Here is a 21,987-nt window from a genome sequence, read left to right on the forward strand (position 1 = left end):
CGGCTCAGCCTGCCTGGTGGACTGCCGCGTCGAGGAAGGCCGGGCGCTCGCCGCCACCGTCGATGACCAGGTTGGCGCCCGAGACGTACGCTGCATGCGGCGAGGCCAGGAACAGGCAGGCGTCGGCGATGTCGCGCGGGGCGGCAAGGCGGCCAAGCGGCACGGTATCGGCCACCCGCTGGAGCGTGGCCGCATCGCCGTAGTGTTGCTGCTGCGCGGTTTCGGTCAGCACCAGGCCCGGACTCACGGCCGTGACCCGCACGCGCGGGGCCCATTCCACCGCTAGCGAGCGGACTGCGTTCAGGATGCCCGCCTTGGCCGCGCCGTAGGCGGCGGTGCCGGGGGAGGGCCGCAGCGCGCTGACGCTGCCGATGAAGATCTGCGTGCCACCGCTGGCCTGGGTTTGCATGCGTGCGTTGGCGCGCTGCGCCAGTTGCAGCGGCGCCACCAGGTTCAGGCGGATGATCGATTCCAGCAGGCGCACAGAGGCGTCGGCAGCGAGCGCGAAGGGAGCGCCGCCGGCATTGTGGATCACGATATCGAGCGAGCCGGTGCTGTCCACGATCCGGCTCAGCAGGGCCTCCACCTGCTCGGCGTCGCGGATGTCGGCTGTGATGAACTCCGCCTGACGGGACTGCCCCTCGGCAGTCTCGGGTGGAGTGCGCCCGCAGATGAACACGCGGGCACCTGCTGCCAGGAAACCCTCGGCGATGCCACGGCCAATGCCGCGCGCGCCACCTGTCACCAACACCGTCTTCCCGCTGAAGTCGATTCCCGTCATCTCTGTTTTCCCTTGATCTCGTTGCCTTGCTGGTCAGTGCGATCTTAGGGAAATCCACGGTCCGCTTCGTAGTCTGAAAGGACGATGCCTGCCCCGTTGCGCATGCGCATGATGGGCCGGGTTCGTCATGACAACAGCGGAGACACCGATATGTCCAGTACGTCGCCTGCGGCATTACCAGCCGGCCAAACCATCACTACGCCAGACGGCCTGCGCCTGCACTACCTCGATGCCGGCGCCGGCGAACCCGTGGTGTTCATCCACGGCAGTGGCCCAGGCGCCAGCGGTCACAGCAACTTCAAGCACAACGCACCGGCTTTTGCCGCGGCGGGTTTTCGTACCGTGGTGGTCGACCTGCCGGGATACGGCCAGTCATCGAAGCCGGCGGATGTGGAGTACACGCTGGACTTCTTCGTCGCCGCGCTGCGCGCGCAGTTGCTGGCACTGGAGCTGCCGCGCTGCGTGCTGGTGGGCAACTCGCTGGGCGGCGCCATTGCGCTGAAATACGCGCTGGACTACCCGGAGCATGTCAGCCGCCTGGTGATGATGGCGCCCGGCGGCGTCGAGGACCGCGAGACCTATTTCCGCATGGAAGGCATCGAAAAGATGGTGTCACTGTTTACCGGCGGGCAAATGAACCATGACACCATGCGCGAGCTGCTGAAGTTGCTGGTGCATGACGCCACGCTGGTCACCGATGCGCTGGTGGACGAGCGCATGGCCGTGTGCAAGGAGCAGCCGCGCGAGGTGCTGGCCACCATGAAGGTGCCCAACCTGACCGAACGCCTGGGCGAGATCGCGTGCCCGGTGCTCGGTTTCTGGGGCACGGAAGACCGCTTCAACCCGGCCGGCGGTGCCCTCAAGTTCCTGCAGGGTTGCCGCGATGCACGCTTCGTGCTGATCAATCGCTGTGGCCACTGGGTGATGGTCGAGCACAGCGACTACTTCAACCGGGAATGCCTGGGCTTCCTCGCGGATACGGCCGAGGCCGCCGTTTAGCCTGGCTGTCCGGCCGGCGTAGCGGCAGCGCAAGGTAAAAGACGCAGGAGACAACATGGAAGATCCGTTCAACCTGTTCTGCCTGTTCCAGCGAGGAATGGAATGACCATCGACATGACCATGGCCGCGAACAAGAGCGCCGACATGAAGGCCACTTTGCTCGATTACGTGGCCGCTTTCAATGCCGCGGACGCCGAGCGCGTGGCGGCGCTGTTTGCCGACGACGCGACCATCGAGGACCCCGTTGGCGGCCCGGTGATAACCGGACGGGAGAGCATCCTCGCCTTCTATCGTCACGCGACGTCGCTCGGCGCGCGCCTGGAAGTGGTGGCGGCGCCCCGGGGTTCGCACGGCAACGCCGCAGCCTTGTGTTTCGCCGTGTATGTGCGGATGCAGGGCCAGCCGGTTCGCATCGACGTGACCGATGTGATGACCTTCGGTGCCGACGGGCGCATTACCGGCATGCGCGCCTTCTGGGGGCCGGATGACGTGCATCCGCAGTAAGGCACGTGCCACGCGGCCATGGTGAGACGTCGCGCGTGTGATGCGGCGGTCACGCGAGAGCGCATCCTGGCCAGCGCTGAGTTGCTGTTCGAGCGCCAGGGCGTGCAATGCGTCACGCTGGAGCAGGTAGCCGGTGCCATCGCCATGACACGCGGCGCGGTCTACGGACACTTCCGTAGCCGCGCCGAGCTGCTGGCCGCCGTCATGGCGAGGGCGGAGGCGCATCTGGCCGCATGGCTTGCCGCCTTCGCCGGCAACGGCGGGGGGCTGGCCCGCCCGGATCTGGAGCGCGTGCTTGCGACGATGCTGCAGGACGAGGCGGTGCCGCGCTATGCAGGCATCGTCCTCGGCTTGCTGCACCACGCTTGCACGCCTGCGTGCGAGCTATGCCACCTGAGCGTCCGCATCCGTGCTCGTGCCAAGGTGCTGTGCGACGAGCTTGGCAGGTTGCTGGGCGAGCAAGACAAGGCCGTGCTGCTGGCGGCGCATCTCTGGGGCCTGCTTTGCGCCCGTTCGCTGCGACTGGCGCCGGTAGATCTGGCGGGGTGCGTTGGGCCGCTGCTGCGACTCTATGGGGACTAGCTGGCGCCTGCCTTGGCGCTTTGCCGGCTTGCCGGCGCGTGCACGGGCATACGGGATCGCCCCTAGTCTGCTTGGACGAGGACGTTTTTCGCTCCATTGCCTACCTTTGAAGCATGAGACCGTGCCGACGCAGCGATGCAAGAGCATGGCAGTGGGAAAAAATACAAGCCGGGAGGAGACCGTCGTGAAATCTGGAAATCGCATCGCATGTTTGTTGGGCGCCGGCGCAGTGCTGGCGGTAGGTTTCGCCGCTGGCCTGATCACGGCGTCGCCACCAGCCTGGGAGGACAGCGCGAACGAACGCGCATCGGCCGCCACGACGGATATCCGGGTAGCGGTGGATGCCGCGCCGACTGACTGCGATGATGCCTGCTGGCAGCGCCGGGGCGCCGAGGCCGTGATGCTGCTGAGTAATCGCCCACCGCAGTAGCCACCCGGTCCTGCCAGGGATCAAGCCACTTCCGCCACCCGTATCTCCGCCAGCAGCTTCTTCAACTCCGGCACGCAGGACCCGCAGTTGCCGCCCGCCTTCACGCAGGCGGTGACTTCGGCCGCTGTCTTCAGATCATGCTTGCGAACCGCATCGCAGATGGTGTTGCGCCCCACGCCAAAGCAGGAGCACACGGTGGGGCCGGCGTCCGCTCCCTTTTCCATCGGCTGGCCCAGCAGCAGGCCGATGCGATCGGCGTCTTCCAGGCGGTCCTTGGCGAACAGCGTGGACAGCCACGCGCGCGAGGGCAGCTCGGGGCGCGTGCACACGTAGATGCAGGCCTGGAGGCGGTCATTGATCACATGGCCGGCGTGATAGATGCCGGCGGTGCGGTCTTCATACTCGATCCAGTCCGCATTGGGGTCGTCGATGCCGAGCAACTGGCGGGCCCACGCGGCGCGGTCGGCGATATTCTCGCGGCCGGCGAACTCGTAGCGCTGGAACTGGCGGCCCTGGACGCGCGTCCAGTAGGTCAGCTCGTCCGCCTTGAGGTCCTCGCGGCTCAACACGAAGCCATGCCACGACACGCGGAACTCTTCCACGCGCACCGGCGTGTGCTTGAACTCGGGCTCGCCGGAGACCGGGTCCACCACCGGGTTGACCAGCGCGCCCACGCGCGCGTCGGAGCTGAACTGGCTGTTCCAGTGGATCGGCACGAATACGCTGCCGCGCGGGATGCCGCCGCTGTGCTGCACCCGCGCCACCATGGCGCCCCAGCGCGTGGTCACGCGGGCCAGCTTGCCTTCGCTGACGCCGGATAGCAGGGCGTCCTGCGGATGCATGTCGACGAAGGGCTCGGCGATGTGGTCGGCCAGCTTGGGCGATTTGCCGGTGCGGGTCATCGTGTGCCATTGGTCGCGCACGCGGCCGGTGTTGAGCACAAGAGGGAATTCGTCGTCGGTGGCGTGGAACGGCGCGCGCGGCGCGGTGGCGATAAAGCGGGCGCGGCCATCGGGGTGGGCGAAACGGCCATCGGCGAACAGCCGGGCCGTGCCGCCGGACGCGTTGGTGAGGCGCCCCGGGGGCGTGGCCATCACCGGCCATTGCACCGGTGAGAGCGCGTCGAATTGCTTCTGGCTCATGCCAGCCAGCCCGGCGAGGTCGAACATGCGCGGCGCGTGGGCCCGATCGCTGCTGCCCGCGTTCCGGTACGTGCTCAGCCGCGCGTGCTCGTCGAAGATCTCGTGCGGTCCAGCAAAGCGGAATCCATCAAAGCCCATGCGCGTGGCCACGTCGCACAGGATCCGCCAGTCAGCGCGGGCCTCGCCGGGCGTGGGCAGGAAGGCGCGCTGGCGCGAGATGCGGCGCTCGGAACTGGTGACGGTGCCGTCCTTCTCGCCCCAGCCCAGCGCGGGCAGCAGGACGTGCGCGGCGTCGTTGGTGTCGGTGCGCAGCATGATGTCGGAGCTGACCACCAGTTGGCACTTGGCCAGCGCGCGGCGGGCCTGGTCGGCATCCGGCAGGCTGACCACCGGGTTGGTGGCGATCACCCACACGGCCTTGACCCGGCCTTGCTCGATGGCCTCGAACAGCTCCACCGCCTTCAGGCCTGGCTTGTCCGCGATGGCGGGCGAGCCCCAGAACGATTGCACGATTTCCCGGTGCAGCGGATCGGCCAGCTCCATATGGGCCGCCAGCATATTGGCCAGGCCGCCGACCTCGCGCCCGCCCATGGCATTGGGCTGGCCGGTCAGCGAGAAGGGGCCCATGCCGGGCTGGCCCACGCGGCCGGTGGCCAGGTGGCAGTTGATGATGCTGTTGACCTTGTCGGTGCCTGCCGACGACTGGTTCACGCCTTGCGAGAAGCCGGTCACCACCTTGGGCGTGGCGGCGAACAATGCGTAGAAGCCGCGCAGGGCTTCAGGGTCCAGCTTGCAGGCCTTGGCTACCTTGGCGATGTCGGCGCAGTCCGGACCGGCAGCCGCCAGCGCGGCGTCCAGGCCGCTGGTGTGGGCGTCGACGAATGACTGGTCCACCGCGCCGTGCTGCGCCAGGTAGTGCAGCAGGCCGTTGAACAGCCAGACGTCGGTGCCGGGCTTGACCGGCAGGTGCAGGTCGGCCAGCTCGCAGGTGGCGGTGCGGCGCGGGTCGATCACCACCAGCTTCATTTCCGGCCGGGCTTCCTTGGCTTTCAACAGCCGCTGGAACAGGATCGGGTGGCACCACGCGGTGTTGGAGCCGACCAGCACCACCAGGTCGGCCAGCTCCAGGTCTTCGTAGCTGCCCGGCACCAGGTCCTCGCCAAAGGCGCGCTTGTGCCCGGCCACCGCCGACGACATGCACAGCCGCGAGTTGGTGTCGATATTGGCGCTGCCGATAAAGCCCTTCATCAGCTTGTTGGCAACGTAGTAATCCTCGGTCAGCAACTGGCCGGAGACGTAGAGCGCCACGGCATCGGGGCCGTGCTCGGCGATGATGTCCTTGAAGCCCTGGGCGACCTTGTCCAGTGCGTGATCCCAGGACACTGGCTGCAAGGCGCCGTCGGCACCGCGTACTTGCGGGTGCAGCAGGCGGCCTTCCAGGCCGACGGTTTCCGCCAGCGCCGAGCCCTTCACGCACAGGCGGCCCTGGTTGGAGCCGTGGCTGGCGTCGCCGGCCACCTCGACGCTGCCGTCGGCATGGCGGGTGGCGCGCACGCCGCAGCCCACGCCGCAATACGGGCAGGTGGTATCGGTGACGGTGACTGCGGCGTCGGCGGACAGCGGGGTGGGCGAACCGGTGGAGAGGATGACGGGGATATCGGACAGGTTCACGTTAGCGCTCGCTGCTGGCGGTCAATCGGGGACTAGGTCGTTCAAGCGTTCAAGCGTTCAGGCGATCGGGTGGTCAGGCTGCCATGGCCTCGCACTGTGCCTTGCCGAACAGCAATCTCTGGCGCATGGCGCCTACCGGGGCGCCGCTCTGGATCAGGTCGAAGTACCAGGGGCCGTCCTGCACGTCGCCGTACAGCACCGCCCCGACCAGCCGCCCGCCTTGCAGCACCAGCCGCTTGTACATGCCGCGGCGCGGATCGCGCATGACGAGATCCTCGCTGCCTTCGCCGCCGATGAAGTCGCCGGCGGAGTAAAGATCCACGCCAGTCACCTTGAGCTTGGTGGCCGTGGCCTGCTGCACATAGCGGCGATGCCCGGCGCCGGCCAGGTGCGCGGCGGCCACGCGCGCCTGTTCCCAGATCGGCGCGACCAGCCCGAAGGTGGCCTGCCGGTGCTGCACGCATTCGCCCACGGCATACACGCGCGGATCGTAGCTCTGCAAGGTGTCGTCCACCACGATGGCGCGCTCGCAGCGTAGCCCGGCCTGCTGGGCTAGTGCGATATTGGGGCGCACGCCGGCGGTCATTACCACCAGGTCGGCGGGGATCTGGGTACCGTCTTTAAAGCATACGCCGGTCACGCGGTCTTCCCCAAGGATGCCGCTGGTATGGGCATTGAGCAGGAAGCGCAGGCCCTTGCGCTCCAGCGCCTGCTTGAGCAACGCGGCGGCGGGCTTGTCGAGCTGGCGCTCCATCAGGCTGTCTGCCACGTGCACTACGCTGACCTCCATGCCCTGGCGCATCAGGCCGTTGGCGGCTTCCAGGCCGAGCAGGCCGCCGCCGATCACCACCGCGTGGCGATGGTTGCGGGCCGCCGCCAGCATGGATTCCACGTCCTGGATGTCGCGAAAGGCGATGACGCCGTCGAGCTGGTGGCCCGGCACGGGGATGATGAACGGCTTGGAGCCGGTCGCCAGCAGCAGGCGGTCATAGCCCACCTCGCGCCCGGATTGCGAGCGCACCAGCCGGCGGCGGCGGTCGATTGCCACCACCGGATCGCCGGCCAGCAGTTCGATGCCGTTCTGCTCGTACCAATCGCGGGTGTTGAGCATGATGTCCGCGACCGTCTTCTCGCCCGCCAGCACCGGCGAGAGCAGGATGCGGTTGTAGTTGCCGTGCGGCTCGGCGCCGAGCACGGTGATGTCGTAGAGGTCGGGCGCGAGCTTCAGCAGTTCCTCGACCGTGCGCATGCCGGCCATGCCGTTGCCGACCACCACCAGGCGGGGTTTGGGGGGCGTGGTCATGCGGCCACCCAGACTTTGCCATCATAGACGCGGGCCGGATATGCCGCGATGGAGTGCTCGGGCGCTTCCAGGCATTCGCCGGTCTGCAGGTCGAAATGATGCTTGTAGATCGGCGACGCCACCACGATGCGTTCGCCCAGGCTCCCCACCAGGCCGCGCGACAGCACGGCGGCGTTGGAGTTGGGATCGTAGTTGGAGATGGCGAACACCTGGTCGCCATTGCCGCCCTGATCGTCACTGTAGCCGGCGCCGACCCGGAACACGGCGATCTGTGCCTTGTCCACCAGTGCGCACACACCGGTATTGGGCACGATGTCGCGCAGGCTGCAAACGGCGGTCCAGGCTTCGGTATGGTGGGTGGGGCTCATGATGTTCTCCTTGGGCGTTGGCGCGAGATGATGGGGCGGGACGGTTCAGGCTGCCTTGACGATCACGGGGATCTGCTCAAGCCGGGATTTACGCAAGTTCCGTTCCTCCGGCGTGGCCGGGCGGATCTGGCCGCGCTCCTCCATGAAGACCAGGTTGTCGTCGCGCAGGTCGCTGTTGACGAAGTGGCGAAAGCGCTTGCGGGTTTCCGGGTTGGTCACGGCGGCCTTCCATTCGTCTTCGTAAGTGTCCACCACGTGCTGCATTTGCGCCTCCAGTTCGGCGCCAATGCCCAGGCTGTCTTCCTGCACCACGGCCTTGAGGTAGTCCAGCCCGCCTTCCATGTTGTCGCGCCACACGCTGGTGCGTTGCAGGCGGTCCGCGGTGCGCACGTAGAACATGAGGAAGCGGTCCACGTAGCGCAGCAGCGTTTCGCGGTCCAGGTCGCTGGCCAGCAGTTCGGCGTGGCGGGGCTTCATGCCGCCGTTGCCGCACACGTACAGGTTCCAGCCGCGTTCGGTGGCGATGATGCCCACGTCCTTGCCCTGGGCTTCGGCGCATTCGCGGGTGCAGCCGGAAACACCAAACTTGATCTTGTGCGGCGCGCGCAGGCCCTTGTAGCGGTTTTCGATCTCGATGGCCAGGCCGACCGAGTCGTCCACGCCGTAGCGGCACCACGTGGAACCCACGCAGGACTTCACGGTGCGCAGGGACTTGCCATAGGCATGGCCCGATTCGAAGCCGGCCGCGATCAGTTCTTCCCAGATCATCGGCAGCTCTTCCACGCGCGCGCCGAACATGTCGACCCGCGCCCCGCCGGTGATCTTGGTGTACAGGCCATACTTCTTGGCCACCTGGCCGACCGCGATCAGGCCGTCGGGGGTGACTTCGCCGCCCGGCATGCGGGGCACGACCGAGTAGGTGCCGTCCTTCTGGATATTGCCCAGGAAGTAGTCGTTCGAATCCTGCAGGCTGGCGTGCTCTTCCTTGAGCACGAACTCATTCCAGCAGGAGGCGAGGATGCTCGCCACGGTCGGCTTGCACACGTCGCAGCCCAGGCCCTTGCCATGGGCAGCCAGCAGTGCGTCGAAGGTCTTGAAGCCGCCTACGCGCACCAGGTGGTAAAGCTCCTGGCGGGAGTAAGCAAAGTGCTCGCACAGGTGGTTGTTCACCGCCAGGCCTTGCTTCTTCATCTCAGCCTTCATCACCTGCGTGACCAGCGGTACGCAGCCGCCGCAGGTGCTGCCAGCCTTGGTGCAGCGCTTCATCTCACCGATAGTGGTGGTGCCGCTGCAGACGGCGGCGCAGATATCGCCCTTGGTCACGTTGTTGCAGGAGCAGATCTGCGCGGAATCCGGCAAGGCATCGGCGCCCAATCCCGGCTTGGCCTGGCCGTCGGAGGACGGCAGGATCAGGAATTCCGGCGACTCGGGCAGCTCGATCTTGTTGAGCATCATCTGCAGCAGGGTGCCGTATTCCTCGGCATCGCCTACCAGCACGCCGCCCAGCAGGTACTTGCCGCATTCGGATACCACCAGCTTCTTGTAGACCTGCTTGCGCTCGTCGGTGAACTGGTAGGAACGGCTGCCGGGTGCGTTGCCGTGCGGGTCGCCCAGGCTGGCCACGTCCACGCCCATCAGCTTGAGCTTGGTGCTCATGTCGGCGCCGGCGAACTCGGCCTGGTGGCCGAGGAGGTGCTTGGCGGCCACGCGGGCCATTTCATAGCCGGGCGCGACCAGGCCGTAAATCTTGCCGTCCCACAGCGCGCATTCGCCGATGGCGTACACGTCGGGGTCGGAGGTCAGGCACTGGTTGTCCACCGTGATGCCGCCACGCTCGCCAATGGCCAGGCCGCTGGCGCGGGCCAGCTCGTCGCGCGGGCGGATGCCGGCGGAGAACACGATCATGTCGGTGTCCAGATGGCTGCCATCGGCAAAGTTCATGCGATGGGTGCCGTCTTCGCCGTCGACGATCTCCACGGTGTTCTTGCGGGTGTGTGCGGTGACGCCGAGTTCTTCGATCTTCCGGCGCAGCATGGCGCCGCCGCCGTCGTCCACTTGTACCGCCATCAGGCGCGGGGCGAATTCCACCACATGGGTTTGCAGGCCCATGTCGCGCAGCGCCTTGGCGCATTCCAGGCCCAGCAGGCCGCCGCCGATCACCACGCCGGTCTTGGAGCGGGTGCCACATTCCTGCATGGCTTCCAGGTCTTCGATGGTGCGGTAGACAAAGCAATCCTTGCGGTCCTTGCCGGGCAGCGGCGGCACGAAGGGGTAGGAGCCGGTGGCCATGATCAGCTTGTCGTAGGACAGCGTCTCGCCGGTGGAAACCGTCACCGTCCTGGCCGCGCGGTCGATGCCGGTGGCGCGCGCGTTCAGGCGCAGCAGCATGTTGCTGCGCTCGAAGAAGCCCGCTTCCACCAGCGACAGATCCTCGGCGGACTTGCCGGCGAAGAACTCGGACAGGTGCACGCGGTCGTAGGCGGGGCGCGCTTCCTCGCACAGCACCGTGACTTCGATATCTTGCGAGCCTGCCTCGGCCAGGCATTCCAGGAATTTGTGGCCGACCATGCCGTGGCCGATGATGATCAGTTTCATGATGGTTTCCTTGTTCTGTGGGGCCGCTGGTGCGTGTGCTTGCGTGGCGTTTTTGCGTCGGGCGGGCTCAGGAGCCGGCCAGCGCGTTGTCGAACAGCGCCTGCTCGCTGGCCTTGTGCTCCGCCGAAAAGCGCACGGCAATGGCGCACAGGGCGGAGACGATGGCCGCCGCGCCCAGCACGGTCAGCGTTTGCTGCAGGTTGCCGCCCAGGCCCTTCATCAGGAAGCCCGCCGCCACGGCGCCCACATTGCCGCCGGCACCAATGATCCCGGCCACGCCGCCCAGCGCCTTGCGGTCGATAAAGGGCACCAGCGCATAGGTGGCGCCGCAGGCCATATGGGTGAACAGGCCGAAGCCCAGCATGGCGGCCACGGCAGCCACGACGTGATGCGCCTGGGCAAACCACAACAGGCCCAGGCCTTCACCCAGGATCAGCACGAACAGCAGCATGGATCGCGCATCCAGGCCACGGCGCAGCGCAGCCTTGTCCGACAGCCAGCCGCCCAGGGCACGGGCGAACAGGGCGAGCAGGCCAAAGCTGGCCGCGGCCAGGCCGGCGCTGCCGAGCGACAGGCCAAAGTGATCCACGTAATAGGTAGCGGCCACGTTGTGGATGAAGATCTCCACGCCGAAGCAGGCACCGTAGGTGATGAACAGCATCCACACGCGGTAGTTGCCAGCAGCGGCGACAAAGCTGGCCCAGCCGCCTTTCTTGCCGCTGTCGATGGCGATGCCGCGCGCGCGCAGATCCTTGAAGTCGCCTTGCGGGCAGTCCTGCGTATAGCGCCAGTACAGCACCGCCATGATCAGCATCAGCACGCCCGGCACCAGCAGCGCCAGGCGCCAGCCCATGGTGTGGCTCACGCCCAGCATCAGCACGCCGCCCAGCAGCAGCGGCATCAGCGCTTGCGCCGCGCCACCGCCGGCATTGCCCCAGCCGGCGGCTGCCGCGTTGGCGGTGCCCACCACGTTGGGGGCGAACATCACCGAGGTGTGGTATTGCGTGATCACGAAGCTCGCGCCAACCGCGCCAATCAACAGGCGGAAGAACAGGAAGGCTTCATAGCTCTGCGCCATCGCCACGCCCAGCACGGGGATCGCACCGAGAGCGAGCAGGCCGGTGTAGGCGCGGCGGGGACCAAAACGGTCGCACAGCGGGCCAATGGCCAGCCGCACGAGAATGGTCACGGCCACGGCCGCAATATTGATATTGGCGATCTGGTCGGGAGTCAGGCCGAATTCGCCCTTGAGCACCGGCATCAGCGGCGCGCAGGCGAACCACGCGAAGAAGCACACGAAGAAGGCCATCCACGTCAGGTGGAAGGCGCGCATCTGCGGGGTGCGCAGGCTTAGCAGTTCGATGCGGGTGGCTTTGCCGGTCATCATGGCTCCATAAAAACAAATGGCGTCCCGCAATCCGGTCGTGAAGACCAGATCAGGGGACGCCGTTGTCCTGGTGGCAGCGGTGAAGACCGCTGCCACCCTGTGTGGGGTGAGCGGGCCGCCGTTGGTCCGCTCGCGTCTTGTTACGCAAGCGGTGTGCCAGGGCGGTTTGTGATGGATGAAGGGGTTTTTGCGCTGCGCGGGAGCATCAGGCCGGGAGGCGATGCGCCGAGGTGGGGCGGGGCGGCACGGTCATGGTGCAGTGCAATGGACCGGGGCGGTGCGCGCGGTGGTGCAGGTAGTAGCTGGTATTTTGGCTGTCCCGGCTCAGGCCGTGGATGCCGCGTGGTGATAGTTATGCCACTTCCGCCTGCGATGCCAAGTCCTTGGCTCCGAGCCACCAGAACCCGCACTGGACGCCACCGTGCCCAGGCGCCATCGTCAATTCGAGCATGTTCGAGTCAGATCGAGGCCGAATGACACACCGCCTCCACGCGATTGCCCGCCGGATCGACGAGAAACGCTGCGTAGTATCCGGCATGGTAGCCAGGCCGCAGGCCCGGATCCCCATCCGACGATCCCCCGGCGGCGAGGCCCGCGGCAAAGAACGCGTCGACCTGTTTGCGGGACGACGCCTTGAAGCACCAATGCCGCTTGTTTGCTTCGATCCTGCTCGGGTCGAGATAGACCGCCAGGCACGTCGACGCCGCATCGCTGGACGTGCAGCGCTCGCCATAGCCAAGCGCATCGGGGCGGTCATAGACCTTCGTTGCGCCCAACGTCTGCATGATCGCGTCATAGAAGGGGCGCGCTGCGTCGAGGTTGGGCACGCCGATTGAAACATGATCGAGAAGTTGCATTGGGTTTGGCTCTGGCTGGTTCCTGGGCTGTTGTTCTTGCGCGGGGCATAGGGATCGTCGCCGGCAAATCTGCCTTGCGAGAGCCTGAGGGACACTTCCCGGCGCCGCCGGGGCATGGGCTGAAGCGTCGAACGTCGAAGAATGGGCTCCCACTTTACAACCTGCCTGGGAATCCGTGTTCAGCCCGTTCACTGAGCTTTGGGCAGTGATAATCGACGTTCTGCGTGAGGTAGCGGCCAGGTGGGATCTTCCGTCCGGGATTCTTGGCAGGATGCGGGGAGGGGGACCGGGAAGCCGCACGTGGCCCCGCACTCGAACGGATGCCTGGATAGCGGAGAATGTGCCAGGAGCGCCAAAGGCAAACTGGCTTCTCAATTCGGGGCTTCATGTCTTACACACGGTTGCTGTGTAAAACTAGGCGGTCCCGCATCAAACGCATCAAACGCATCAAACGCAAGAGCGACGAACCACCACATGGAAAACATCCCCCCAAGCGTCCTGATCCACGTCTACGCCGGAGAAGATGACGCGGAGCCAATGTTCGAAGAACTGCCCGCCCGCCAAATCGATGAAGACATCTACGAGCTTCTCGCCTCGCCCGGTCTCGCCTTGAATCTGGCAAGAGGCGACATCGTCTCCATCAAGAATAGAAACGCGCATACCGAAGTCCTGTCGAGGGGCGGGAATTTCTGCGTTCAAATTTATGAGGATGAAGATATCCCGCAGGCAATCCTGTCACGCCTGGAGAAGGAGGTGGCAGCTGAGCTGGGCGGAACGCTGGATGGGATCAACGGCGGGAATCTGTCATTGACCATCCCATCCAAAAACGGGATGGACCGAATCCGCGACGTCTTTGACACGTTTCGCGACCAGACCGGGATTCAGTGGTACTACGCGAACATCTACCGGAATCTGGACGATCCCGATGATGAAACACTGCTGGACTGGTGGCTGAAGGATTGACGGCCGATCGCGCCCAGGCTCACGCTTGCGTGGCAGGCGCTTGCGGGGATTCGCCTTCAGCCGCCGGCGCTGGCCGCCGGCTGGCGTGGTAAATCTCGATATCGTTGGGCCGCACCAACTGATCCGCATCATCCACCAGCGCCGCGCGCACGCGGCGCCCCTCCGGTGCGGTAAGCAACGTCACCGGCCCTTGGCCGCTGGCGGCCAGGTGGCGATCCCCCCATTGCATCAGCCCGATGATCACCGGCAGCAACTCCACCGCGGCGCGCGTCGGCCGGTACTCGAACCGTTCCCGCTCGCCCGGCTCCCGATAGCTCACCTTGCGCAGGATGCCTGCCTCGGTCAGCGTTTTGAGCCTGGCCGACAGCACGGCGGGGGAGCACTGCAGGCGCTCCAGGAAATCGTCGAAGCGCCTGATGCCGTGGAAAACGTCGCGCAAGATAAGAATTGTCCACTTCTCTCCAATCAGCGAGAGGGTCGCGGCAATCGAGCAGTTGCGGAGTTCTTGGGCGGTGAGATCCATCCGTTGAGCATAGCAGGCTAACTTCATTTGCAAAAGTCAGGGTATTGCCTATACTCCTGACTATGAAATATGAAGTCAGGAGCCGGACATGCAGCCTTCGAATCCTCCCAGCCTTGCCGGCCAATCCCGCCTGACCGGCGGCGGCCGGCATGCTGGCTGCCCGGAATGCGCCGAGACCTGGAAGTTGAGCGGTGGCGAGCGCGTGGTCGTGCGCGCTGTTCGTGCCGCTGATGCCGAGAGAGAGCGGGCCTTCGTCCAGGCCCTGTCGCGCGAGAGCCGTTATTACCGCTTCCTGACCGGCGGACGCGTGTCCGACGAGGTAATCGACCTGTTCATCGAGAGCAACGCCGGCCTGGCGCTGGTGGTCACGGCGGAAGTGGAGGGGCTGCCGATGATCGTCGCCAACGGCAACTACGTGGTGACGCGTGGCGAGGATGGCGACGTTGGCGAGTTCGCCGTGGCGGTGGCCGACGACTGGCAAGGCAAGGGTATCGGCCGCCGGCTGATCCGGCGCCTGCGCGACGCGGCGCTGGGCGCCGGCCTGCATCTGCTGCGCGGGGATGTGCTGAGCGAGAACCGCCGCATGCTGGCATTGATGCGGGAGTTCGGCTTCTCCACCCGGCGCAACCCGGAAGACAGCCTGCTGTATGAGGTCAGCCTGGTGCTGGGCGAGCTGGCCGGCTACGGCGCGCAGCAAGCCGTGGCGCGGCTATCGGCGGCCTAGGCCTCGGCGCTTGCGCGCTTGCGCGATCCGGCTGTCATCGTGCACCCCACCGACGCCGTGATGATGCTGCCAATCGCCAGCCATTGCTGTGTGTTCAGCGTTTCGTGCAAAAACGCGAGGCCTGCCAGCGCGCCCATGGCGGGTTCCATGCTGAGCAGGATGCCGAAGGTGCGGCGCGGCAGCCGCTTGAGCGCCACCATTTCCAGCGAATAGGGAATGGCGCTGGAGAGCAGGCCAACCGCCAGCCCTGCTGCCAGCAGCGACGGGCTGAACATGGCCGCGCCGGCATGCGCCAGCCCGAAGGGCAGCACGACCAGCGATGCCATGGTCAGCCCGAGCGAGGTGGCTTGCCCGCCGTGCGCGTTGCCTGCCATCTGCCCGAAGATGATGTATAGCGCCCAGCCCACGCCGGCCGTCAGCGCGTAGCCGATGCCCACGGGATCGAGCGTGGCAACGTTCTCCCCAAGCGGCAACAGCAACAGCAAGCCTGCCACCGCAAAGGCAATCCAGAGAAAGTCGATGGCCCGCCGTGACGACGACACGGCGACCGCCAGCGGCCCGGTGAACTCGATGGCAATCGCCAGCCCGAGCGGGACGGTGCGCAGCGACATATAGAACAGCAGGTTGGTGGCGCCCAGCGCCGCGCCGTATAGCGCGATCACACGGGCGTTGGCCAAGCTTAGCGGCATCCGCCAGGGCCGCCACACGCATAGCAGGATCAACGCCGAAAAGCTCACCCGCAGCGCCGTGGTGCCCTGGGCGCCAACCTCGGCAAACAGGCTCTTGGCAAACGACGTACCGACGCAGAGCGAAGCCATCGATCCGATCAATGCCAGCACGGCGATCAGGGTGGCACTTTGTTTCAGGCGATTCAGCGGCAATTGCGACTCTCAGGCGATTCTGCGAGCCCGAATCTTGAACGATCCTGGCCCGGCTGGCTAGGCTGCGATGTGCTGCAAGCGCACCGCGTAACGCTCGCCCGCGGCAGCCAGCGCTTGGTCATCCAGCTTGCCCGCCTCATAGAGCAGGAAGGGCTCGGACCACGGCAGGCCGCAGCGGTTGGCGGTGGCCTGCAAGGGGCGCAGCAACTCGGCAAGCGCAAACAGATTGACGCCGCCTGGCCCGTAGGCTTGCGGCACGTTGCCAGCGGTGGCGGCTACCAGCATGGGCTTGCCTTCCAGCGCGCGGCCCTCGGTCTCATAGGCGATGTAGAACATGCGGGTCAGCACGGCGTCCTGCCAGGTTTTGAGCAGCGCGGGCGTGGCATACCACTGGAGCGGGAACTGAAACACGATGCGGTCCGCGCCAAGCAGCCGGCGGACTTCGGCGTCCACATCAATGGCGCCGTCCGGGTAGAGGGCGTAGAGGTCGGCGATTTCTACGTCGGGCAGTGTGCTGGCCGCATTGCACAGGGCGCGATTGGCCTTGGATTGGCCGAACTGGGGATGGAACAGCAGGATCAGGGTCTTGGACATGGGGGGCTCCGGTTGGTAGTGCCGTGGTGCGTGCCGTGGTGATGTCTCAAGGATGCCGCTTCACACCAAATCATTCCAATGGATAGTTTGTATGCCCTATTATCCGTTTCATGAATTTACGTGCGATCGACCTCAATCTGCTGACCGTGCTGGACGCCTTGCTCGACGAAGCCCATGTGTCGCGTGCCGCGCAGCGTGTCGGGCTGTCCCAGCCAGCCGCCTCCAGCGCGCTGGAGCGCTGCCGCCATCTGTTCAAGGATCGCCTGCTGGAGCGTGCGCCTGGCGGCATGCAGCTCACGCCGAGGGCGCAGGCTCTGCGCGCGCCGCTGAAGCAGGCGCTGGCCTCGGTGGCGACGGTGATTGGTGAGCCTGAGGTGGATCTGGCGAGCTTGTCGCAAACGGTGCGCGTGCGGATGGCGGACCATCCCGCCGTGGTGGTGGCGCGGCAACTGCATCGGCAACTGGCGCGCAGCGCGCCGGGCGTCAATCTCGTGCTGCAGCCGTGGCAGGGGGCCGATGCTGCGCTCGGGTCCCTGGCGCGAGGGGACAGCGATCTCGCTGTATCCGTGTTTCCCGCCGTGGGCGCGGATTTTCGCCGCCGGCCGTTATTGCGCGAGCACTACGTGGTTGCCATGCGGCGGGGCCATCCCGCGGCCACCGGCTTTGGCCTGGAGCGCTGGCTGGAGTACCCGCATGTGTTGGTATCCGGCCGTGGCGATATCCACGGGCCGCTGGACGATGCACTGGCCGGGCTGGGCCTGGCGCGGCGCGTCGGCATGGTGGTGCCGAGCTTCATGATGGTGCCGCCGCTGCTGGCCGATTCCGACCTGATCGCCATGCTGCCCAGCCGCTGCCTGCCCGAGGACCCGGCACAGGCCCTGGCGACGTTCGCGCCGCCGGTGGCGGTGGAGGGTTTTTCCCTCCACCTGGCCTGGCATGCGCGCCGCGACGATGACGTGGCCGTGCGGCATGTGGCGGGCCTGATCGAAGGCCTGCTGGCGGCGTAGCTTAGTAGTTGAGCGCCACGTTGAGCATGACCGTACGGGGATTGCCCACCGGCACGATGTTGTTGCTCAGGCCGCCGGCGTAGTACGCCTTGTCGAACACGTTCTTGACGTTGAGCGCGGCCTTCCAGTGCGATGCCACATAGCCCACGCCAAGGTCCGCCACCGCGTAGCCGGGCACGGTGTAGTTGAAGGTGTAGCCGCGCTTGGCGCTCTCCGCGCGCATGCGGGCGCCGGCGTACCAGCCTGCGAGCGGCCCGCGGAAATGCTTGGTGCCCCAAAGCGAGACGCTGTGCCGGGGCACGTTGTTGAGCGGCTTGCCCACATTGGCGGCAACCGTGTCTTGCGTGACCTCGCTGGCGACGTAGGCATAGGCGCCCGCCAGGCTCCAGCCGCCGCCAAGATCCGCCGTCAGCTCTGCCTCCAGCCCGCGCGTGCGCTGCTCGCCCGTGGCAATGCTGAAGCCGGTATTGACCGGGTCCGAGCTCAGCACGTTGCGCCGGGTCAGGTCGAAGGCAGACAGGGTCAGCAGGCCGCTCTTGTTGGGCAAATCGAACTTGATGCCCACCTCGGCCTGGCGCCCCGTCTCGGGCTTGAAGGTGCCGCCGTTGACGTCAGTGCCGCTATTGGGCAGGAACGAGGTCGCGTAGCTGACATAGGGACGTGCCCAGCTGGTCAGGTCGAACATCAGCCCGGCGCTGCCGGTGATGGCCCGCGCGGTGTCGTCCAGGCGCGTGGCGGCCAGGCGGTCCGTGGTGCTGGTGCGGGCGGTGTCGTGGCGCAGGCCGGCGGTGAGCAGCCAGCGCTGGGCAAACCGCACCTGGTCGCGCGCGTAGAAGCCCAGCGTGCTGACGTTGTCTTCCTGGTTCAGGCTGTAGGCGCTGGGGCAGTTCACGGCCGTGCCATAGACCGGGTTGTAGACGTTCAGCGCCGCGACGCGGCAGGTGCGCTGCAGGCGGCTCTCGTTGCTGCGGTTGTAGTCCACGCCGAGCGTGACCTCATGCTGCTGCCCGGCAATCTCGAAGCGCCGCTGCAGGTTGGTGTCCACGCCGATGGTGGTGCCGGAGAAGTCCTGCTGCGTGCCGCTGCGGTTGAGCAACTGGCTGTTGACTGCCATGGTGCCGCCCGCGATCAGCGTGCCGGCCAGCGACAGCGTTTGCCAGCGGAAATTCTGGTTCAGCGTCCAGCCGGAATCGAAGCGGTGGGTCAGCGCATAGCCCAGCCGGTTTTGCTCGCCGTCGTATGGCGCCAGGCCCGGCTCGCCGGTAAAGCGGCCGTTGGGCAGGGTGCCGTTGCGGTTGGCAGTGATCGTGCCATTCACGGGCAGGCCTTGCTGGCGCACATATTGCCGCTCGTTGTGGCTCGCCAGCAGGGTCAGGTCGGTGCGCGCGCCCAGGTCCAGCGACAGCGACGGCGCGATATAGCGGTTGCGGTAATAGACGTAGTCGGTCGCGTCGTCGCTGTTCATCGCCAGGGCGTTCACGCGCAGCGCGGCCTTGCCGTTTTCCGACAACGGCGTGCCCACATCCGCCGTGGCCTGCCGCAAGCCGTAGTTGCCTACCGTCAGCCCCAGTTCGCCAAACAGTTCGGGCCTGGGGCGCTTGCTGACGATATTGACCATGCCGCCCGGCTGCACCTTGCCGAACAACACCGAGGCCGGGCCTTTGAGCACTTCCACGCCCTGCGCGCCGAACAGCTCCTGCGCCACGCGGTTGTTGGACTCGACCAGCAGGCCATCGACAAAGACGGATTCCGATGCGCGCTGGCCTCGGATGATGAAGTCGTCCCAGCCGCGCCGGCCGTAGACATTGGTGACCACGCCCGCGGAATTGGCCAGTGCGTCACCCAGGGTTTGCGCTTGCTGGCTGTCCATCAGGTCGCGCGTGATCACGGTGATGGACTGCGCGCTGTCCGCCGCGGACGTGCCGGACTTGGTCACGCCCGCTGCCCGGCGCGTGGCAAAGCCGGTGTCGGCACGGGGGTCTTCGGCGGCGCTGACCGTGACGGACGGCAAGGTGGTCTCGGCGTCCGGGGCGGCCTGGGCCATGGCAGGGGAGAACAGGCAGCCCAGGGCGGCCGGGGCAATCAGTTGGCGAGTGAGCATGGTGCTGCGAGAGTGCGGAAAGCGCCGGATTGTAAATGATAATGATTATCGTTTGTTGGGTTTTGCAATGAAATCGGGCCGTGCTTAGCCGGGGGACGGCGATGCCGAACGCATGCGCCGGTTTTGCGCCTCGCCTTCCAACGCGCTTTCCACCTCAAGCGCGGCGGACTATGGTGACTAGGAGGCAAGAGCCCGAACAGGAGAACACCATGGCATCGTCAGCATCCCCCCGCCGCATCGTGATTACCGGCGCCGGTGGCGCGCTTGGCCGCGCCGTTACCCAGGCGTTCGCGGACGAGGGGGCGCGGCTGGCCCTGATCGACCGCGACGCGGCAGTGCTGCGCGCGCACGCGCCGGTGCCCGAGGCCGCGGACTGGCACCTGTTGCTGGCGGCGGACGTGACCTCGACGGACAGCATGGCCGTGGCGGCGCGAAGCATCCTCGACGCGTTCGGTGGCGTGGATGTGCTGGTGCACGTGGCCGGCGGCTTCGAGATGGGCGAGCCCGTGCATGCGCTCAGCCGCGAATCCTGGATGCGGATGATGGATCTGAACGCCTGGTCGCTGGTGGCCGTGACGCAGCATCTGCTGCCCGCCATGCTTGCGCAGGGCGCCGGCAAGGTCGTGGCGGTGACCGCGCGCGGCGCCGCTAACGGGGCCGCCGCGATGGGCGCCTACTGCGCGTCAAAGAGCGCGTTGCAGCGTCTGGTGGAGAGCTTGTCGCATGAGGTGCGCCGGGCTGGCATTAACGTCAACAGTGTCGCGCCGGGCACGCTCGACACCCATGCCAACCGCCAGGCCATGCCCGCCGCCGATCCCACCGACTGGGTCTCGACCGCGTCGGCGGCGCGCGCCATCGCCTTCCTGGCCTCGGACGCGGCGCAGGCGATCCATGGGCAGCATGTGGTGCTGGATGGGCTGAGCTGAGCGGCGCAACGACGCCAGCATCTTTTGGAAACGGCCTCTAAGCCTTGCGCTGTGCCAGCGGCAATGTCGCCAGCCGCTCCAGCACGATGGCACGCATGCCCGCCGGCGCCGGCAACTGCTCCAGCAATGCCGGCCAGCGCTCGTGCGCCATCGCTACCGCGTCTTTCACGGCGGCGGTGGCGATGCGCTCGGCGATCCTGGCCTTGCGCGCGAACTCGCGGTAGGTCTGCAGGGTTTGCTCGCGCTGCTGGCGGTCGATGGCCACATTCTGGCCGAAGCCGGCAAAGCCCGGCAGGGCGGCCACGCTGACGATGTCGTAAGCGGGCGAGAGCTCGGGCGCGACGCCGTTGCGGTACAGGAAGGAGAAGTTCTTCAGGTGGGCATCGCTGTTGCCCAGCAGGGTATTGATGGCTTGGCGGATAAAGAACTGCCGCACGTCTTCGATGCCGCGCACGCTCAGGCGCTCCAGCAGTTGCACCAGGGCGGCGTAGGCGTCATGGCCGCCATACTTGCGGTTGGGCATGCGGGTCAGCAACTGGCAGCCGTCTTCGGCATGCACGCGCCCGCCGGGCTCGCGGTCGAAGCGGTCCACGGCGAGGAAGTGCAGGCCGGTGCCAAGGGCCTCGGCCAGCCCCTCGACCTCGATGGCGGCAAGCGGCACGGGCCGGCACGGCGCCACCGCCACGCCAGCGGCCTGCGCCAGCTGCATCGACACGTATTCGTTGAAGACCTGGCTATCGTCATTGCGCGCGGGCAGCTTGGCGATCAGGTCGGAGAGATGCCCGTGGGTGGGCATGGTGTAGCGCTTGCCGGCATGCGCGGTGGACAGCGCCAGCTTGTTCTGCACGCCCGAGACCGAGGCCGCGCCTTCGGTGGCGCCTTCGATCACGGCAATTTCCAGGTTGTCCGCTCCGCCCGTCACGCCGACGGTGCGCACGTGCTCGGGCAGGGCGTCGATGGGCGCGGGGCGCACCACCACCGCGCCCGGCAGGTCGTCGCCGGCGGCGGCCAGGATGCCGAAATCGTCGCGGTCTTCGGGATGGTGGCGCGTGGCCTCCAGGCGCTTGCGCAGCTCGCTCTCGGGCAACAGCCCGGCGAAGTAGGGCGGCAGCGCCGCGTTGGTGTTGTACAGCGCGGGATGGAAGGGGTTGGACAGCACCGAGGCGGTCAGCGTGTCGTTGCCGGGGAAGGTCAGCGAAAGGCTGAGCGTGGGCCGCAGCGGGTCGCCGCGGAAGGCTTCCGCCGGCACGAAGCGGCAGGTGCGCCCGACCTCGCACAGATGGCCGCACAGCACGCCGTGCAGATGCACTTCCAGATAGCGGGGGCGCAGCCCGGGGCTCATGATTCCTGCTCCAGGAACATTTCCACCGAGGTCTTGGCCTCGCGGTCCGGCCCGCTGTCTTTGCCCTCGACCAGGCGCTTCACGGCGAGCAGGTGCTCGCGTGGCACCAGGACCCATTCCGCATCGAGCGCGGCACCCACGGCTTCGAGTGTGGAGGCGCGCACATCGCTGCGGCCGCTCAACGCCGTGGTCAGGTTGGACGGCGCCATGCCGATCAGCCGGGCCACTTCCCCCAGCGAGGATTTGCGCGTGGCTCGGCGTGCCTGGAGCTGATCAAAGAATGATGCCATGACATGTTTTCACATCG

Annotated in this window: 21 protein-coding genes; 8 read left to right on the plus strand and 13 right to left on the minus strand. The window is 66.7% G+C overall.

Annotation, left to right across the window (positions count from 1 at the left end; all coding sequences use genetic code 11):
• Positions 1–4: 4 nt before the first annotated feature.
• Positions 5–781 carry an SDR family oxidoreductase gene (locus AC07XB_RS30090; protein WP_492813884.1) on the minus strand — a complete coding sequence of 259 codons (777 nt, stop codon included), beginning with the start codon at positions 779–781 and terminating at the stop codon, positions 5–7.
• Between the two features lie 150 nt (positions 782–931).
• Here AC07XB_RS30090 and AC07XB_RS30095 point away from each other — a divergent pair, with 150 nt between their 5' ends.
• The 4 genes from AC07XB_RS30095 (at position 932) to AC07XB_RS30110 (ending at position 3,296) form a co-directional block, all read left to right on the plus strand.
• Positions 932–1,780 carry an alpha/beta fold hydrolase gene (locus AC07XB_RS30095; RefSeq protein WP_492831113.1) on the plus strand — a complete coding sequence of 283 codons (849 nt, stop codon included), beginning with the start codon at positions 932–934 and terminating at the stop codon, positions 1,778–1,780.
• A gap of 102 nt (positions 1,781–1,882) precedes the next feature.
• The gene (locus AC07XB_RS30100; RefSeq protein WP_492374328.1) at positions 1,883–2,284 is read left to right on the plus strand and encodes a nuclear transport factor 2 family protein; all 402 of its coding nucleotides are present in this window, start codon (positions 1,883–1,885) and stop codon (positions 2,282–2,284) included.
• An 18-nt stretch (positions 2,285–2,302) separates the two neighbouring features.
• Positions 2,303–2,866, plus strand: coding sequence for a TetR/AcrR family transcriptional regulator (locus AC07XB_RS30105; RefSeq protein WP_492374329.1), 564 nt, complete (start codon positions 2,303–2,305; stop codon positions 2,864–2,866).
• Between the two features lie 184 nt (positions 2,867–3,050).
• Positions 3,051–3,296 carry a hypothetical protein gene (locus AC07XB_RS30110; RefSeq protein ID WP_492374330.1) on the plus strand — a complete coding sequence of 82 codons (246 nt, stop codon included), beginning with the start codon at positions 3,051–3,053 and terminating at the stop codon, positions 3,294–3,296.
• Between the two features lie 20 nt (positions 3,297–3,316).
• Here AC07XB_RS30110 and AC07XB_RS30115 read toward each other — a convergent pair whose 3' ends face one another.
• From AC07XB_RS30115 to AC07XB_RS30140, 6 genes are all read right to left on the minus strand, one after another.
• Entirely contained in the window at positions 3,317–6,109 is a 2,793-nt protein-coding gene (locus AC07XB_RS30115; protein ID WP_492831114.1) for a molybdopterin-dependent oxidoreductase, read from the minus strand.
• 73 nt (positions 6,110–6,182) lie between these two features.
• A complete protein-coding gene (locus AC07XB_RS30120) occupies positions 6,183–7,412 on the minus strand; it encodes an NAD(P)/FAD-dependent oxidoreductase (protein ID WP_492831115.1) in 1,230 nt (409 codons plus the stop codon).
• The gene (gene nirD, locus AC07XB_RS30125) at positions 7,409–7,780 is read right to left on the minus strand and encodes a nitrite reductase small subunit NirD (protein ID WP_492374333.1); all 372 of its coding nucleotides are present in this window, start codon (positions 7,778–7,780) and stop codon (positions 7,409–7,411) included. The genes AC07XB_RS30120 and nirD overlap by 4 nt, the downstream gene beginning before the upstream one ends.
• Before the next feature lie 45 nt (positions 7,781–7,825).
• The gene (gene nirB / locus AC07XB_RS30130; protein ID WP_492831116.1) at positions 7,826–10,375 is read right to left on the minus strand and encodes a nitrite reductase large subunit NirB; all 2,550 of its coding nucleotides are present in this window, start codon (positions 10,373–10,375) and stop codon (positions 7,826–7,828) included.
• Between the two features lie 67 nt (positions 10,376–10,442).
• Entirely contained in the window at positions 10,443–11,759 is a 1,317-nt protein-coding gene (locus AC07XB_RS30135) for an MFS transporter (RefSeq protein ID WP_492374351.1), read from the minus strand.
• A 461-nt stretch (positions 11,760–12,220) separates the two neighbouring features.
• Positions 12,221–12,619 carry a VOC family protein gene (locus AC07XB_RS30140; RefSeq protein WP_492831117.1) on the minus strand — a complete coding sequence of 133 codons (399 nt, stop codon included), beginning with the start codon at positions 12,617–12,619 and terminating at the stop codon, positions 12,221–12,223.
• Between the two features lie 474 nt (positions 12,620–13,093).
• Here AC07XB_RS30140 and AC07XB_RS30145 point away from each other — a divergent pair, with 474 nt between their 5' ends.
• Positions 13,094–13,582, plus strand: a complete 489-nt coding sequence (locus AC07XB_RS30145; RefSeq protein ID WP_492831118.1) for a DUF4265 domain-containing protein — start codon at positions 13,094–13,096, stop codon at positions 13,580–13,582.
• 19 nt (positions 13,583–13,601) lie between these two features.
• Here AC07XB_RS30145 and AC07XB_RS30150 read toward each other — a convergent pair whose 3' ends face one another.
• Complete coding sequence (locus tag AC07XB_RS30150; protein ID WP_492813869.1) at positions 13,602–14,105, minus strand: winged helix-turn-helix transcriptional regulator; 504 nt, start codon at positions 14,103–14,105, stop codon at positions 13,602–13,604.
• Between the two features lie 88 nt (positions 14,106–14,193).
• Here AC07XB_RS30150 and AC07XB_RS30155 point away from each other — a divergent pair, with 88 nt between their 5' ends.
• Positions 14,194–14,829 carry a GNAT family N-acetyltransferase gene (locus tag AC07XB_RS30155; RefSeq protein WP_492831119.1) on the plus strand — a complete coding sequence of 212 codons (636 nt, stop codon included), beginning with the start codon at positions 14,194–14,196 and terminating at the stop codon, positions 14,827–14,829.
• Here AC07XB_RS30155 and AC07XB_RS30160 read toward each other — a convergent pair.
• Together AC07XB_RS30160 and AC07XB_RS30165 are read right to left on the minus strand one after the other, a co-directional pair.
• A complete protein-coding gene (locus tag AC07XB_RS30160; RefSeq protein WP_492374339.1) occupies positions 14,826–15,710 on the minus strand; it encodes an EamA family transporter in 885 nt (294 codons plus the stop codon). The two genes, AC07XB_RS30155 and AC07XB_RS30160, sit on opposite strands and share 4 nt — an antisense overlap.
• Positions 15,711–15,767: 57 nt before the next feature.
• Positions 15,768–16,304 carry an NAD(P)H-dependent oxidoreductase gene (locus AC07XB_RS30165; RefSeq protein WP_492831120.1) on the minus strand — a complete coding sequence of 179 codons (537 nt, stop codon included), beginning with the start codon at positions 16,302–16,304 and terminating at the stop codon, positions 15,768–15,770.
• Positions 16,305–16,414: 110 nt separating this feature from the next.
• Here AC07XB_RS30165 and AC07XB_RS30170 point away from each other — a divergent pair, with 110 nt between their 5' ends.
• The gene (locus AC07XB_RS30170; protein ID WP_492831121.1) at positions 16,415–17,311 is read left to right on the plus strand and encodes a LysR substrate-binding domain-containing protein; all 897 of its coding nucleotides are present in this window, start codon (positions 16,415–16,417) and stop codon (positions 17,309–17,311) included.
• A 1-nt stretch (position 17,312) separates the two neighbouring features.
• On the opposite strand, the gene AC07XB_RS30175 is transcribed toward AC07XB_RS30170, so the two are convergent.
• A complete protein-coding gene (locus AC07XB_RS30175) occupies positions 17,313–19,412 on the minus strand; it encodes a TonB-dependent siderophore receptor (RefSeq protein WP_492831122.1) in 2,100 nt (699 codons plus the stop codon).
• A gap of 209 nt (positions 19,413–19,621) precedes the next feature.
• Between AC07XB_RS30175 and AC07XB_RS30180 the strand changes: the two genes are divergently transcribed.
• Positions 19,622–20,338, plus strand: coding sequence for an SDR family NAD(P)-dependent oxidoreductase (locus tag AC07XB_RS30180; RefSeq protein ID WP_492374343.1), 717 nt, complete (start codon positions 19,622–19,624; stop codon positions 20,336–20,338).
• A 37-nt stretch (positions 20,339–20,375) separates the two neighbouring features.
• Here AC07XB_RS30180 and AC07XB_RS30185 read toward each other — a convergent pair whose 3' ends face one another.
• Both AC07XB_RS30185 and AC07XB_RS30190 read right to left on the minus strand, forming a co-directional pair.
• Positions 20,376–21,680 carry a type II toxin-antitoxin system HipA family toxin gene (locus AC07XB_RS30185; protein ID WP_492813860.1) on the minus strand — a complete coding sequence of 435 codons (1,305 nt, stop codon included), beginning with the start codon at positions 21,678–21,680 and terminating at the stop codon, positions 20,376–20,378.
• Entirely contained in the window at positions 21,677–21,970 is a 294-nt protein-coding gene (locus tag AC07XB_RS30190) for a helix-turn-helix domain-containing protein (RefSeq protein ID WP_150992224.1), read from the minus strand. Before AC07XB_RS30190 ends, AC07XB_RS30185 begins: the two co-directional genes overlap by 4 nt.
• Between the last annotated feature and the right edge of the window lie 17 nt (positions 21,971–21,987).

It is taken from the genome of Cupriavidus sp. GW821-FHT02F09 (assembly GCF_059421605.1).